Origin of the sequence: Massilia sp. Root133 (genome assembly GCF_001426525.1) — a bacterium.
In the GTDB taxonomy this organism is placed as follows: Bacteria; Pseudomonadota; Gammaproteobacteria; order Burkholderiales; family Burkholderiaceae_D; genus Telluria; species Telluria orientalis.
The window spans coordinates 80,750-94,514 of sequence record NZ_LMEW01000001.1 but is presented as its reverse complement, the minus strand read 5'-3'; the positions used below and the strand labels follow the sequence as shown (position 1 = coordinate 94,514).

The window sequence follows — 13,765 nt, the reverse complement described above, 5'->3', positions numbered from 1 at the left end:
TCACTCCGGTGATCGTGCGACGTCGCCGACCTGCACCGGCTGCGTCACCTGCATGACCAGTCCGTAAGAGACGTGGTCGAAAACCCGGAAGATGAACAGGTCGCCGTATTGCTCGTCCGGGAGCCTCAGTTTCGCCTTGCCGAACCCGAGGAAACCTTTGCTTTCCGGGTCCGTCACGGTCTGCCCGAGATGATAAAGCTGCAGCACGGCGCCGACATCGAGTCCGTCAAGCGTGCCCCGGTTGACAGTCACCACCTGGTTCTGCGACGCGTAATTCGATTCGGACGCGAGCGCCATCACGCGCGCCGCCACCGGCCGCGCGGGCGCGTGCGGGACATAGTTGCGCACGGGCGTGGGCGGCGTCGGCAACAGACGGTCGCCGACGCCCATTTCCTTCACGGAGCGGGTGACCGCGAACGTGTGGACGTCCGTGCCCGGCCCCGCTTCCTTCACGAGGCGGGCCGTGCCGACATACGCCGCTTCGTGGGCAACGACCTTGCCGGACTCCGGATCGACCAGTTCCTTGCCCGGCCGGAAGACCTGGAAACTGGTTGCGCCGTCGAGCGCGCCGCGCACATAGATGCGGTCGCCCTCGCCCAGGTACAGCCGGTCTTCCTGCGCGGCGACGATGCGCGCGGCATTCGCCAGTGCCTGCGCCTCGACGACGAGCGGCTGGGTCAGGAACGGTTCGATCACGCCGGCCGGAATCGCGGGCACGGCATTGTCCCGGCCGATATTTTCCGTGCGCAATTGCGGAGCGAGACGCACGAGGGGCGGCTCGCCGGCATCCGTGTCGCTGCCCGGCTTGTTCAGGGTCAGGCGGCCGCGGGCGCGATCGAAATAGACGACCTGGCCCGGATAGATCCAGTGCGGATTGCGGATCTCGTCGCGGTTCATGCCCCACACCTGGGGCCAGCACCACGGGTGCTCGAGGAAGGCGCCGGAAATGTCCCACAAGGTATCGCCCTTGACGACGACATGCTGGTCGGGGGCATTCGGGCGGAAGGCGCAGTTCGTGGCGGCCTGGGCGGAAACGGCGGCGCAGGAGGCGAAAAGGGCCGCGGCGGCGGCGCGGATCGCGAGCGACCGGGCAACGCCTGTGCTAAAATTTTTCATTGGAGAGTCCGTAAAGTGCCGTATCGACACGGGTGCTACGCCACCTCGGCCGGCAACAACGCAGGAACCAGACGACTCTTCGACCGCGCAGCGGATCATGAAGGGTCGCAATAGTTGCCTTACTGAATCAAATTCTGCCGAGAAATCCCTGAACTAGCAAGACAAACCGCACCCGGGAGCGGGGGCGGCGTGTTGCGTTTATGCCCGCGCGGCCCAATATACCGATTACTGATTGATTTCGAATACACAGCCATGGCCTTACTGAACATTCTCCGCTACCCCGACCCGCGCCTGCACAAGGTTGCCAAGCCGGTCACCGAATTCGGCGACCGCCTCCACACGCTGGTGGCGGACATGGCCGAGACCATGTACGACGCCCCGGGCGTGGGCCTGGCCGCCACGCAGGTGGACGTGCACGAGCGCATCGTCGTCATCGACGTGACCGAGACCAAGGACAACCTGCTGGTCTTCGTCAACCCGGAAATCGTCTGGTCCAGCCCGGACAAGCAGGTCTATGACGAAGGCTGCCTGTCCGTGCCGGGCATCTATGACGGCGTCGAGCGTCCTTCGCGCGTGAAAGTGCGTGCCGTCGACCAGTTCAACAAGCCGTTCGAGATCGAGGCCGACGGCCTGCTGGCCGTGTGCATCCAGCACGAGCTGGACCACTTGATGGGCAAGGTTTTCGTGGAATACCTGTCGCCGCTGAAGCGCAACCGCATCAAGACGAAGCTGCAGAAGGAAGAACGCGACATGCAGCGCTCGTCCGCCCGCCGCGCATGAGCAGGGAGAAAATGCGGGTCGTCTTCGCCGGCACGCCGGAATTCGCCGCCGTCGCCCTGCGCGCCCTGCTCGACGCGGGTTTCAATGTCCCGCTCGTGCTGACCCAGCCGGACCGCCCGGCCGGCCGCGGCATGCAGTTGCAGGCGTCCGCCGTGAAGCAGGTCGCCGTCGCGCACGGCATCGAGGTGCTGCAGCCGCTGTCGCTGCGCATGGATGCGAAGGATCCGCAGCGCGCGGCCGAGGCGAAGGCCGCGCACGAGCGCCTGCTGGCGACGGCGTATGACGTGATGGTCGTGGCGGCCTACGGCCTGATCCTGCCTCGCTCCACGCTGGACATCAAGCCGTGTATCAATATCCACGGTTCCATCCTGCCCCGCTGGCGCGGCGCCGCCCCGATCCACCGCGCGATCGAAGCGGGCGACGCCGAGACGGGCGTCACGATCATGGAAATGGAAGAAGGCCTGGACACGGGCCCGATGCTGCTGATCGAGCGCATCGCCATCGGCGACACGGACACGACCGGCAGCCTGCACGACAAGCTGGCTGCGCTCGGTGGCCGCATGATCGTCGAGGCTCTGCAAAAAATGGCGCAGGGACAACTGGAAGCCGTACCCCAGCCGGAAGACGGCGTGACCTATGCGGCCAAGATCGGCAAGGAAGAAGCGAAGCTGGACTGGACGCTGCCTGCCGTCGAGCTGGCGCGCAAGGTGCGTGCGTTCAACCCGTTCCCGGGTGCGCATGGCCAGGCGGGCGCGACCACGATCAAGATCTGGAACGCCCAACCGGCGGACGGTCACGGCCAGCCGGGCCAAGTGTTGCAGGCGGATGCGCAGGGTATTGTCGTCGCGTGCGGCACGGGCGCGCTCCGTGTGACGGAACTGCAAAAGCCGGGTAGCAAGCGCCTGGCGGCAGGCGAGTTCCTGAAAGGCTTTTCGTTCGACGGGCTCGCGTTCGTGTAACTACCTGCAGCAATCATGAAGAAGGGCATCAACCGGTTCGCGCCGGTGATGCCCTTTTTGCTTTCTGTCGGATGGCATGCCGTTCCGGCATCAGGTCTGCAAATCAGCGGGGCGCTGTGCCCCGACCATCAGGACATGAAAGGAATCAGTGCTGCTCGCCCTGAGCACGCACGCGATTCGCTTCCATGTATTCACGCAGGACCTGGTTGATGCGGGTCTGGTAGCCGGGGCCAGCCGACTTGAACCATTCCAGCATGTCCACATCCAGGCGAATGGTGACGATTTGTTTCACGCCAGCGACAGCGTGGGCCTTGGTCGGGGTGTTGTCTTCGTTGCGGACTGCCGGCTGGTCCCACTCAGGCTCGTACTCTTTATTCATTTGCAATTCTTCCCATTTTGGCGGCGGAGCGACGGTCCGCACTTTCCGTTGATTGGACTGATACAGATCAATGAAACCGCGCCAGCGGCGGTCTCAATGGGATTTATTGTCACCTCTGTATGTATCCGGGAAATTGCTAATATGGGGCAATTTGTATCTCAATGTAACAATACGACAGTTGAAACAATACGTTACAAACGTCTTTACACTCGCGTCCGATTTCGAGCGAACCGTGGTCCTTGGGCCGCATCGGGAACAAACTCGGCCAGTAACGGTATAATCACAGACCCGCCTCATATCTATCCAGCCGCTCTCAGGAAAGCCCTACGATGAACACCGCCGCCCACGCCATGTCCCCCGTCGAAGCCCAGCTGCGCGAAGCCCTCGCCCGCCGCATCATGATACTGGACGGCGCGATGGGCACGATCATCCAGCAATACAAGCTCGACGAGCAGGCCTACCGCGGCGGCCCGAACGGCCGCTTCATCGATTTCACGGCTCCTGCCGACAGCGGAGCACGTGAACTGTTCGTCAAGGGCAACAACGAATTGCTGAACCTGACGCAGCCGCAGATCATCCAGGAAATCCACGAACGCTACCTGGCCGCCGGCGCCGACATCATCGAGACGAACACGTTCGGCGCCACCGGCGTCGCCCAGGACGACTACCACATGGCGCATCTCGTACGCGAGATGAACGTGGCAGCCGCGCAGCTCGCCCGTGCCGCCTGCGTGAAATACTCGACGCCGGACAAGCCCCGCTACGCCGCCGGCGCCCTCGGCCCGACGCCGAAGACGGCCTCCATTTCGCCGGACGTGAACGACCCGGCCGCCCGCAACGTGACGTTCGACCAGCTCGTGACGGCGTATTACGAACAGGTCGATGCGCTCGTCGAGGGCGGCGTCGACCTGCTGCTCGTCGAGACCATCTTCGACACGCTGAACTGCAAGGCCGCGCTGTTCGCCATCGACCAGTACTTCACCGAGCATCCGGAAACGCCGCGCGTGCCGCTGATGATCTCCGGCACCGTCACCGACGCGTCGGGCCGCATCCTGTCCGGCCAGACCGTGTCCGCGTTCTGGAATTCCGTGCGCCACGCGAAGCCGCTGACGATCGGCCTGAACTGCGCACTCGGCGCCGCCCTGATGCGCCCGTACGCCGAGGAACTCTCGCAAATCGCCGATACGTTCGTCTGCATCTACCCGAACGCCGGCCTGCCCAACCCGATGAGCGACACGGGCTTCGACGAACTGCCGTCCGACACCTCGGCCCTGCTGCGCGAATTCGCCGACGCCGGCTTCGTCAACATCGCCGGCGGCTGCTGCGGCACGACGCCGGAACACATCCAGGCCATCGGCGAGCTGCTGAAAGACTGCCCGCCGCGCACCGTGCCCGAGATCCCCGTCGCGCTGCGCCTGTCCGGCCTGGAGCCGTTCGTCGTCGACGCCACCTCGCTGTTCGTCAACGTCGGCGAGCGCACCAACGTCACGGGCTCGAAGGCGTTCGCGCGCATGATCCTGAACGAACAGTTCGACGAGGCGCTGTCCGTCGCGCGCCAGCAGGTCGAGAACGGCGCCCAGGTCATCGACATCAACATGGACGAGGCGATGCTCGATTCGCAGGCCGCGATGACGCGCTTCCTGAACCTGATCGCGTCCGAACCGGACATCTCGCGCGTGCCGATCATGATCGACTCGTCGAAGTGGTCCGTGATCGAGGCCGGCCTGAAGTGCGTGCAGGGCAAGGCCATCGTCAACTCGATCTCGATGAAGGAAGGCGAAGAGGAATTCCTGCGCCAGGCCTCGCTGTGCCGCCGCTACGGCGCCGCCGTGATCGTGATGGCCTTCGACGAAAAGGGCCAGGCCGACACGTTCGAGCGCAAGATCGAGATCTGCAAGCGCGCCTACGACACCCTCGTGCAGAAGGTCGGCTTCCCGCCCGAAGACATCATCTTCGACCCGAACATCTTCGCGATCGCCACCGGCATCGAGGAGCACGACAACTACGCCGTCGACTTCATCAACGCCACGCGCTGGATCCGCGAGCACCTGCCGTACGCGAAGGTGTCGGGCGGGGTCTCCAACGTGTCGTTCTCGTTCCGCGGCAACGACCCGGCCCGTGAAGCGATCCACACCGTGTTCCTGTACCACGCCATCAAGGCCGGCATGACGATGGGTATCGTCAACGCGGGCATGGTCGGCGTGTACGACGACCTCGATCCGGAACTGCGCGAGCGCGTGGAAGACGTGGTGCTGAACCGCCGCGCCGACGCCACCGAGCGCATGATCGAATTCGCCGGCACCCTGAAGGCCGGCGGCGCGAAGCAGGAACAGAACCTCGAGTGGCGCAACGCGCCCGTCGGCAAGCGCCTGGCGCACGCGCTCGTGCACGGCATCACGCAGTGGATCGTCGAGGACACGGAAGAAGCGCGCCAGCAGATCGCCAATGAAGGCGGCCGCCCGATCCAGGTGATCGAAGGCCCGCTGATGGACGGCATGAACGTCGTCGGCGACCTGTTCGGCCAGGGCAAGATGTTCCTGCCGCAGGTCGTGAAATCGGCGCGCGTGATGAAGCAGGCCGTGGCCCACCTGATCCCGTTCATCGAGGAAGAAAAGGCGGCGGAAGAAGCGCGCACGGGCATCGTCGCGAAACCGAAGGGCAAGATGGTGATCGCCACGGTGAAGGGCGACGTGCACGACATCGGCAAGAACATCGTCTCCGTCGTCCTGCAATGTAATAACTTCGAGATCGTCAACATGGGCGTGATGGTGCCCGCATCCGAGATCCTCGCGAAAGCGAAGGCGGAGAACGCGGACATCATCGGCCTGTCCGGCCTGATCACGCCGTCGCTCGAAGAGATGGCCCACGTCGCGCGCGAGATGCAGCGCGACCCGTGGTTCCGCGACCGCCGCATTCCGCTCTTGATCGGCGGCGCGACGACGAGCCGCGCGCACACCGCGGTCAAGATCGCGCCGCATTACGAAGGCCCGGTCGTGTACGTGCCGGACGCGTCCCGCTCGGTCTCCGTCGGCCAGTCGCTCGTGACGGCGGAAACGCGCGACGGCTACGTCGCCGAGATCGCGGAAGACTACGTGCGCATCCGCGAACAGCACGCGAACAAGAAGGCGCTGCCGATGGTGAGCCTGGAGCAGGCGCGCGCGAATAAGGCGCAGCTGGCGTTCTCGCCTTTGAAACCGAAGTTCATCGGCCGCCGCGTCTTCAAGAACGTCGACCTCGGCACCCTCGCCCGCTACATCGACTGGGGCCCGTTCTTCCAGACCTGGGACCTGGCCGGCCCGTATCCCGCGATCCTGACCGATGAAGTCGTGGGCGAAGCGGCGGCGAAGGTGTTCGAGGAAGGCCAGGCGATGCTGAAGAAGATCATCGATGGGCGCTGGCTGACCGCCAACGGCGCCATCGCGCTGCTGCCCGCGAACAGCGTCAACGACGACGACATCGAGATCTACACGGACGACACCCGCAGCGAAGTCGCCTTCACGTACTACGGCCTGCGCCAGCAGGGCGTCAAGCCCGTCGTCGACGGCGTGCAGCGCCCGAACCAGTGCCTGGCCGACTTCATCGCGCCGAAATCGTCCGGCATCGCCGACTACATCGGCATGTTCGCCGTGACCGCGGGCATCGGCGCCGAAAAGATCGAGAAGCGCTTCGAGGCCGCGGGCGACGATTACTCGTCGATCATGGTCAAGGCCCTGGCCGACCGCCTGGCCGAAGCCTTCGCCGAATACATGCACGAGCGCGTCCGCACGGACCTGTGGGGTTACGTCGCGGACGAGAAGCTGTCGAACGAGGCCCTGATCAAGGAAGAATACGTCGGCATCCGTCCGGCGCCGGGCTATCCGGCGTGCCCGGAGCACACCGTCAAGGCGGACCTGTTCAAGACCCTGCAGGCCGACGAGATCGGGATGCAGCTGACGGAATCGTTCGCGATGTATCCAGGGGCCGCCGTGTCGGGCTTCTACTTCTCGCATCCGGAGTCGAAGTATTTCGTGGTCGGCAAGATCGGGCCGGACCAGCTCGAGGACATGGCCAAACGCCGCGGCATGGCCAAGGACGAGCTGGAACGCTATCTCGCGCCGAATCTCTGATCAGTCGGGGTCGGAGCACACCCGGGAACACCATGCTCCGACCCCGAAAGAATGAATGAACCGGGTTTGTCCCGCGCACGCTTGAAACACTTGGCGATTCGCCAAGGTTGTTCCGGTATGATCGGCTGAATTCGTCAATTCTGACGATTCAGCGCGCGCGGGAGGGGTGGGAATGTCCATACAAGCAAGGCGGCATGAGGACGTCGGCATTTTTGACGGATTCCCGGTACAGCCGCCTAACGAGCTCGACACGCTGCGCCAGGCGATCGAGCACCGCCTCGGCCACTGGCTGAACCCTGACGCCGCGCGCGCCGACCTCCTGAATGCCGACCTTCTAAACGCAGCCATGCGCGCGGCCGCCCTCGGCGCCGGCAAGCGCATGCGCCCCCTCCTCGTCATGCTCGTCGCACGCGACCTCGGTTGCACGTCGCCCGCGCTCGTCGACGTCGCGTGCGCCGTCGAGCTGGTGCACGCCGCCTCGCTGATCCTGGACGACATGCCGTGCATGGACAATGCGCTGCTGCGCCGCGGCCGGCCCACGGTCCACGTGCAGTTCGGCGAGGACGTGACGATCCTCGCCGCCATCGCCCTGCTCAGCCGCGCATTCGGCATCCTCGCCGCCGCCCAGGACGTCCCGCCGGCCGTGCGCGCCCGCCTCGTTGCGCGGCTGGCCGAGACGGTCGGCACGCAGGGCCTCGTGCAGGGCCAGTACCTCGACCTGCGCGGCAGCCGCGGCACGGAAAACGACATCGCCGTCACCAACGAACTCAAGACGGGCGTGCTGCTGGGCGTCGCCGTCGACATGGCCGCCATCGTCGCCCAGGCCGAGGATACCGTCGCCGCGTCGCTGCGCGCCTTCGCCCTCGCGGCCGGCCACGCGTTCCAGCTGCGCGACGACTTCCTCGACGTGGCGGGCAACGACAGCGCCGTCACCGGCAAGGACACCGGCAAGGATGCGCACAAGGCAACGCTCATCAACGCCGTCGGCCAGGACGAGGCGCGGCGCCGCCTCGCGCTGCACCTGCACGACGCCGAGCGCCACCTGGCCGACGCCCTCGGCCCCCGTCCCGACACGCGCCGCTTCGTCGACGGCCTGTTCGGCCGCGTGGCGGCGGGCGCGCCCAACTGACGTGGCCCACTTCGGCGTCGTCGCGCCTGCCTTCCTCAGCCACTTCACGACCCTGAGTGCGCTGGCGGGCGCGCTCGTCGACCGCGGCCACAAGGTGACGTTCATCCACCGGCCGGACGCGGCCATGTTCGTGCGCGACCCGCGCATCGGCTTCCACGCCGTCGGCACGGCCACGCATCCCCCGGGATCGCTGGCGGCGTCCATGCGCCTTGCGGCGAATCCCGGCGGCCCGCTGGGCGTCGCGCGCGTGATCCGCGACATGGCCCGCTCGACGACGATGCTGTGCGAGACGCTGCCGGCCGCCGTCGAGCGGCTCCGCATCGACGCCCTCCTCGCCGACCAGATGGAAGCGGCGGGTGGCCTCGTGGCGGAGGCGCTGGGCCTGCCCTTCATCTCCATCGCGTGCGCGCTGCCGGTGAACCGCGAGCCCGGCATCCCGCTGCCCGTCATGCCGTTCGGTCCCGGCACCGATGCGAAGTCGTTGAAGATCGTCGAAGAGAGCACGCGCGTGTACGACTGGATGATGCGGCCGCACCGGCGCGCCGTCGAAGCGCAGTCGCGCCGCCTCGGCGTGCCGGTGCGCGGGATGCTGCACGAGTTCCTGTCGCCGCGCGCGCAGATCAGCCAGACGGTGGAGGCCTTCGAATTCCCGCGCCGCGCGCTGCCGCCGCATTTCCACCACGTGGGGCCGCTGCGGCCGGTGGCGGACCGTCCGGATACGCGCACGCTGCCCGCCATCGCCGCCGATCGTCCGTTCGTGTTCGCCTCGCTGGGCACGATGCAGGGCGGGCGCTTCGGCCTGTTCCTGCGCATCGCGAAGGCCTGCCGCGAAGCCGGCGTGCAGCTGCTGCTCGCCCATTGCGGGGGCCTCGGCAAGCGCCACGAAACGGCATTGCTGAAGGCCGGCGCGACGTGGGTCACGGACTTCGCGCCGCAACAAGCCGCGCTCGCGCGGGCGGACGCCGTCATCTCGCACGCGGGCTGGAACACGGTGATGGACGCCGTCGCCGCAAAGACCCCGATGCTCGCGCTGCCCATCGCGTTCGACCACCCTGGCGGCGCCGCGCGCATGCGCCATGCGGGCGTGGGCATCCAGGCGTCGGCCCGTTTTACCGGCGCCGGCCAGCTCGCGCGCCACCTCGTCCGCCTGCTGGACGACCCGACGTTCACGCAGCGCCTGGAACCACTGGCCGCCAAGGTAGCGCTGGCCGGCGGCACGGCGCGCGCGGCCGACATCGTCGAAGCGGCGCTGTCATGAGCGCCTACGACCTGATCCTCGCGGGCGGCGGCCTCGCCAACGGGCTGATCGCGTGGCGCCTGCGCACGCACCGCCCCGACCTGCGGATCCTGCTGCTCGAACAGGACGCGCACATCGGCGGCAACCACACGTGGTCGTTCCATGCGAGCGACCTCGATGCGGAAGAACTGGACTGGATCGCGCCGCTGGTCACGCAGCGCTGGCCGCGCTACGACGTGCGCTTTCCCGACCATGCGCGCACGCTGGAGGGCGACTACTGCAGCATCGCATCGGCCGATTTCGCGCGCGTCATCGAAGCCGCACTGGGCCCCGCGCTGCGCACGCAGGCGCGCGTCGCGGCGCTGACGCCGACGCACGTGGAGCTGGACGGCGGCACGTTCCTGCACGCGCGCGCCGTGATCGACGGCCGCGGCCCGCTGCCGGATGCCGGCCTCGCGCTGGGCTGGCAGACGTTCCTCGGCCAGGAAGTGCGCCTCGCGGCGCCGCACGGGCTGGCGGCGCCCATCATCATGGACGCGAGTGTCGCGCAGCAGGGCGGCTACCGCTTCGTCTACGTGCTGCCGTTCGGGCCGGACCGGCTGCTGATCGAGGACACGCACTACGTCGACGCCGCCGCACGCGACGCGGACCACCTGCGCGCCAACATCGCTGCCTATGCATCGCAACGCGGCTGGCGCATCACGCAGGTCCTGCGCGAAGAACACGGCGCGCTGCCGATCGTGCTGGCGGGCGACGTCGAGCGCTACTGGCACCACCTGCACGGCCAGCCGTGCGCCGGCCTGCGCGCCGGGCTGTTCCACTTCACGACGGGCTACTCGCTGCCGCATGCGCTGCGGCTGGCACGGCGTCTCGCCGGACTGTCCGTCATGGACGCCCCCGCGCTGTTCGGTGCGATCCGCGCCGACGCGCGTGCCGCGTGGCGCGGGCAAGGCTTTTATCGCCTGCTGAACCGCATGCTGTTTTTGGCCGGCAGCCCGGACGCGCGCTGGCGCGTGATGCAGCGCTTCTATCGCCTGCCCGCCCCCCTGATCGCCCGCTTCTACGCGGGCCGCACGACCCTGTTTGACAAGGCGCGCATCCTGTCCGGCAAGCCGCCCGTCCCCGTGCTGCAGGCACTGGACGCGGCGCGCCGCATCCACCCTCACCAGATCGGGACATCCGCATGAACGCATCGAACACCGCCGTCGTCGTGGGCGCCGGCTTTGGCGGCCTGGCGCTGGCCATCCGCCTGCAGGCGCAGGGCGTGCAGACCACCTTGCTGGAAAAGCGCGACAAGCCGGGCGGCCGCGCCTACGTGTACGAGGACGAAGGCTTCGTGTTCGACGCGGGCCCCACCGTCATCACGGATCCGTCCGCGCTCGAAGAACTGTTCACGGCGGCCGGCCGGCGCATGGCCGACTACGTGGAGCTGCTGCCCGTCTCTCCGTTCTACCGCCTGTGCTGGGAAGACGGCAGTCATTTCGATTACGCGAACGACCAGGAGGCCCTGGACCGCCAGATCCACGCGCGCAACCCCGCCGACGTCGCCGGCTACCGGCGCTTCCTCGCTTATTCGCAGGCCGTGTTCGCGGAGGGTTACCTGAAACTGGGCGCGATGCCGTTCCTGTCGTTCCGCGACATGATCTCGGCCGGGCCGCAGCTCGCGCGCCTGCAGGCGTGGCGCAGCGTGTACGGCATCGTGTCCCGCTTCATCCAGGACGAACAACTGCGACAAGCATTCTCGTTCCACTCGCTGCTCGTGGGCGGCAATCCATTCGCCACGTCGTCGATCTATACGCTGATCCACGCGCTGGAACGCCAGTGGGGCGTATGGTTCCCGCGCGGCGGCACCGGCGCGCTGGTACGCGGGCTCGTCGAATTGTTCGAGGATCTGGGCGGGCGCATCGAACTCAATGCGCCCGTCGCCGCGATCGAGACGCAAGGCACGCGCGTGACCGGCGTGCGGCTGGACGACGGCCGCCTGTTCAAGGCGGATGCCGTCGCATCGAATGCGGACGTCGTGCACACGTACGCGCATCTCCTCGGCGCACACCCGCGCGGCGCGGCGCAGGCCGATGCGCTCCGTAAAAAGCGCTTTTCGAATTCGCTGTTCGTGCTGTACTTCGGCCTAGACCACCACCACGACCAGCTGCGCCACCACACCGTGTGCTTCGGCCCGCGCTACCGCGAGCTGATCACGGAGATCTTCGGCGGCAACGCCCTCGCCGACGACTTTTCGCTGTACCTGCACGCGCCCTGCATCACGGACGCGTCGCTGGCGCCGCCGGGCTGCGGCAGCCATTACGTGCTGGCACCGGTGCCGCACCTGGGCAATGCGCCGATCGACTGGACGGTCGAGGGACCGCGCTACCGCGACCGCATCTTCGACTATCTGGAGCAGCGCTACATGCCGGGCCTGCGCAGCCAGCTCGTCACGAGCCGCATCTTCACGCCGCTCGACTTCCGCGACGAACTCAACGCCCATCTCGGCTCCGCGTTCTCGCTCGAACCGATCCTCACGCAAAGCGCGTGGTTCCGGCCGCACAACCGCGATGCCGATTTGTCGAATCTGTACCTCGTGGGCGCGGGCACGCATCCGGGTGCGGGCGTGCCCGGCGTGATCGGGTCCGCGAAGGCGACGGCCGGCCTGATGCTGGAGGCACAGGCATGAGCGAAGCGTTATTGGATCACGCGACGGAGACCATCCGCGTCGGCTCGAAGAGCTTCGCGGCGGCCGCGAAACTGTTCGACAGGGACACCCGCCGCAGCGTGCTGATGCTGTACGCGTGGTGCCGCCATTGCGACGACGTCGTCGACGGCCAGGCGCTGGGCCACAACACGACTGCGCCGGCCGACGCCGCGGCCCAGGTCGAGCGCCTGCGCAACCAGACGCTCAGCGCCTACGCGGGCGAACCGCAATCCGCCCCGGCATTCGCGGCGTTCCAGGACGTCGCGCTGCGCCACGCGATCTCGCCGCACCACGCGTTCGACCACCTGGCCGGCTTCGCGATGGATGCGGCCGATGCGCGCTACGAGACGATCGACGACACCCTGCGCTATTGCTACCACGTGGCCGGCGTCGTCGGGCTGATGATGGCCTCGATCATGGGTGCGCGCGACGCGGCGGTACTGGACCGCGCGTGCGACCTCGGCCTCGCGTTCCAGCTGACGAACATCGCGCGCGACATCGTCGAGGATGCGCGCGTCGGCCGCGTCTACGTGCCCGCCGGGTGGCTGCGCGAGGCCGGCATCCCCACCGCCGACGTCGCGCACGAGCGGCACCGCGCGGCGCTCGCGCGCGTGGCCGCGCGCCTCGTCGACCATGCGGAGCCCTACTACGATTCGGCCATGGACGGCGTCGCCGCGCTGCCGCTGCGGTCGGCCTGGGCCATCGCGACGGCGCGCCGGGTGTATCGCGAGATCGGCATCGAAGTGAAGCGGCGCGGCGCGCGCGCCTGGGACACGCGCGCGGGCACGTCGCGCGCGACGAAACTGCGCCTGCTGGCGCTGGGCGGGGTCGACGCGCTCGCGTCGCGGTTCAGGAAGCCGGGTGCTCGTCCGACTGGACTCTGGCACGCGGCGCGCCACCGTGCAACGCATGCAGTTGGCGCTTGAGGGCGGCAATGGGCGGCGCGTACAGGAAGCCGAACGACACGGCGCCCTCCTTGCCCGCCACCGCGTGATGCATCCGGTGCGCCTGATAGAGCCGCTTCAGATAGCCCTGGCGCGGCACGTACCGGAAAGGCCAGCGCTGGTGCACGAGGCCGTCGTGCGCGATGAAGTACAGCGCACCGTAGGCCGTCATGCCGGCGCCGATCCATTCGAGCGGATGCCTTCCTTGCGTGCCCGCATGGATGAGCGCGATGGCGACACCCGCGAACACGACGGCGTACAGGTCGTTCTTCTCGAACCACCCCGTGCGGGGTTCGTGGTGCGAGCGGTGCCATCCCCAGCCGAAGCCGTGCATCACGTACTTGTGGGCGACGATAGCAAACACTTCCATCGCGATGACGGTCAGTACGACGATGACGGTATTCCACAGCATGGCGCGCACCTCAT

Annotated in this window: 11 protein-coding genes; 8 read left to right on the top strand and 3 right to left on the bottom strand. The window is 67.4% G+C overall.

The features are described from left to right. Entirely contained in the window at positions 1-1,116 is a 1,116-nt protein-coding gene (locus ASD28_RS00415) for a LysM peptidoglycan-binding domain-containing protein (protein ID WP_056122282.1), read from the bottom strand. Between the two features lie 252 nt (positions 1,117-1,368). On the opposite strand from ASD28_RS00415, the gene def reads away from it, so the two are divergent. Together def and fmt are read left to right on the top strand one after the other, a co-directional pair. Beyond that, complete coding sequence (def, locus tag ASD28_RS00410; RefSeq protein ID WP_056122281.1) at positions 1,369-1,896, top strand: peptide deformylase; 528 nt, start codon at positions 1,369-1,371, stop codon at positions 1,894-1,896. An 11-nt stretch (positions 1,897-1,907) separates the two neighbouring features. Then, the gene (fmt, locus tag ASD28_RS00405) at positions 1,908-2,855 is read left to right on the top strand and encodes a methionyl-tRNA formyltransferase (RefSeq protein WP_056122278.1); all 948 of its coding nucleotides are present in this window, start codon (positions 1,908-1,910) and stop codon (positions 2,853-2,855) included. Positions 2,856-3,000: 145 nt separating this feature from the next. Here fmt and ASD28_RS00400 read toward each other — a convergent pair whose 3' ends face one another. Then, positions 3,001-3,234, bottom strand: a complete 234-nt coding sequence (locus ASD28_RS00400) for a BrnA antitoxin family protein (protein ID WP_056122273.1) — start codon at positions 3,232-3,234, stop codon at positions 3,001-3,003. A gap of 350 nt (positions 3,235-3,584) precedes the next feature. Between ASD28_RS00400 and metH the strand changes: the two genes are divergently transcribed. From metH to crtB, 6 genes are all read left to right on the top strand, one after another. After that, positions 3,585-7,340, top strand: a complete 3,756-nt coding sequence (gene metH, locus ASD28_RS00395) for a methionine synthase (protein WP_056123566.1) — start codon at positions 3,585-3,587, stop codon at positions 7,338-7,340. 172 nt (positions 7,341-7,512) lie between these two features. Next, positions 7,513-8,469 carry a polyprenyl synthetase family protein gene (locus tag ASD28_RS00390; protein WP_082577024.1) on the top strand — a complete coding sequence of 319 codons (957 nt, stop codon included), beginning with the start codon at positions 7,513-7,515 and terminating at the stop codon, positions 8,467-8,469. Position 8,470: 1 nt separating this feature from the next. Continuing rightward, the gene (locus ASD28_RS00385; protein WP_056122270.1) at positions 8,471-9,727 is read left to right on the top strand and encodes a glycosyltransferase; all 1,257 of its coding nucleotides are present in this window, start codon (positions 8,471-8,473) and stop codon (positions 9,725-9,727) included. After that, complete coding sequence (gene crtY, locus ASD28_RS00380) at positions 9,724-10,893, top strand: lycopene beta-cyclase CrtY (RefSeq protein ID WP_056122266.1); 1,170 nt, start codon at positions 9,724-9,726, stop codon at positions 10,891-10,893. Before ASD28_RS00385 ends, crtY begins: the two co-directional genes overlap by 4 nt. Next, complete coding sequence (locus tag ASD28_RS00375; protein WP_056122263.1) at positions 10,890-12,377, top strand: phytoene desaturase; 1,488 nt, start codon at positions 10,890-10,892, stop codon at positions 12,375-12,377. Before crtY ends, ASD28_RS00375 begins: the two co-directional genes overlap by 4 nt. Next, a complete protein-coding gene (gene crtB, locus ASD28_RS00370; RefSeq protein WP_056122262.1) occupies positions 12,374-13,321 on the top strand; it encodes a 15-cis-phytoene synthase CrtB in 948 nt (315 codons plus the stop codon). Before ASD28_RS00375 ends, crtB begins: the two co-directional genes overlap by 4 nt. Here the strand turns inward: crtB and ASD28_RS00365 are convergent. Continuing rightward, positions 13,245-13,751: a sterol desaturase family protein gene (locus tag ASD28_RS00365; RefSeq protein WP_056122259.1), complete on the bottom strand. Its 507-nt coding sequence runs from the start codon at positions 13,749-13,751 to the stop codon at positions 13,245-13,247. The two genes, crtB and ASD28_RS00365, sit on opposite strands and share 77 nt — an antisense overlap. Positions 13,752-13,765: the final 14 nt, after the last annotated feature.

Bases quoted from the DNA above. Each gene is read 5' to 3' on its own strand.
- ASD28_RS00400 (WP_056122273.1), bottom strand. From the start codon at position 3,234: ATGAATAAAGAGTACGAGCCTGAGTGGGACCAGCCGGCAGTCCGCAAC.
- ASD28_RS00375 (WP_056122263.1), top strand. From the start codon at position 10,890: ATGAACGCATCGAACACCGCCGTCGTCGTGGGCGCCGGCTTTGGCGGC.
- ASD28_RS00390 (WP_082577024.1), top strand. From the start codon at position 7,513: ATGTCCATACAAGCAAGGCGGCATGAGGACGTCGGCATTTTTGACGGA.
- fmt (WP_056122278.1), top strand. From the start codon at position 1,908: ATGCGGGTCGTCTTCGCCGGCACGCCGGAATTCGCCGCCGTCGCCCTG.
- crtB (WP_056122262.1), top strand. From the start codon at position 12,374: ATGAGCGAAGCGTTATTGGATCACGCGACGGAGACCATCCGCGTCGGC.
- def (WP_056122281.1), top strand. From the start codon at position 1,369: ATGGCCTTACTGAACATTCTCCGCTACCCCGACCCGCGCCTGCACAAG.
- crtY (WP_056122266.1), top strand. From the start codon at position 9,724: ATGAGCGCCTACGACCTGATCCTCGCGGGCGGCGGCCTCGCCAACGGG.
- ASD28_RS00415 (WP_056122282.1), bottom strand. From the start codon at position 1,116: ATGAAAAATTTTAGCACAGGCGTTGCCCGGTCGCTCGCGATCCGCGCC.
- ASD28_RS00365 (WP_056122259.1), bottom strand. From the start codon at position 13,751: ATGCTGTGGAATACCGTCATCGTCGTACTGACCGTCATCGCGATGGAA.
- metH (WP_056123566.1), top strand. From the start codon at position 3,585: ATGTCCCCCGTCGAAGCCCAGCTGCGCGAAGCCCTCGCCCGCCGCATC.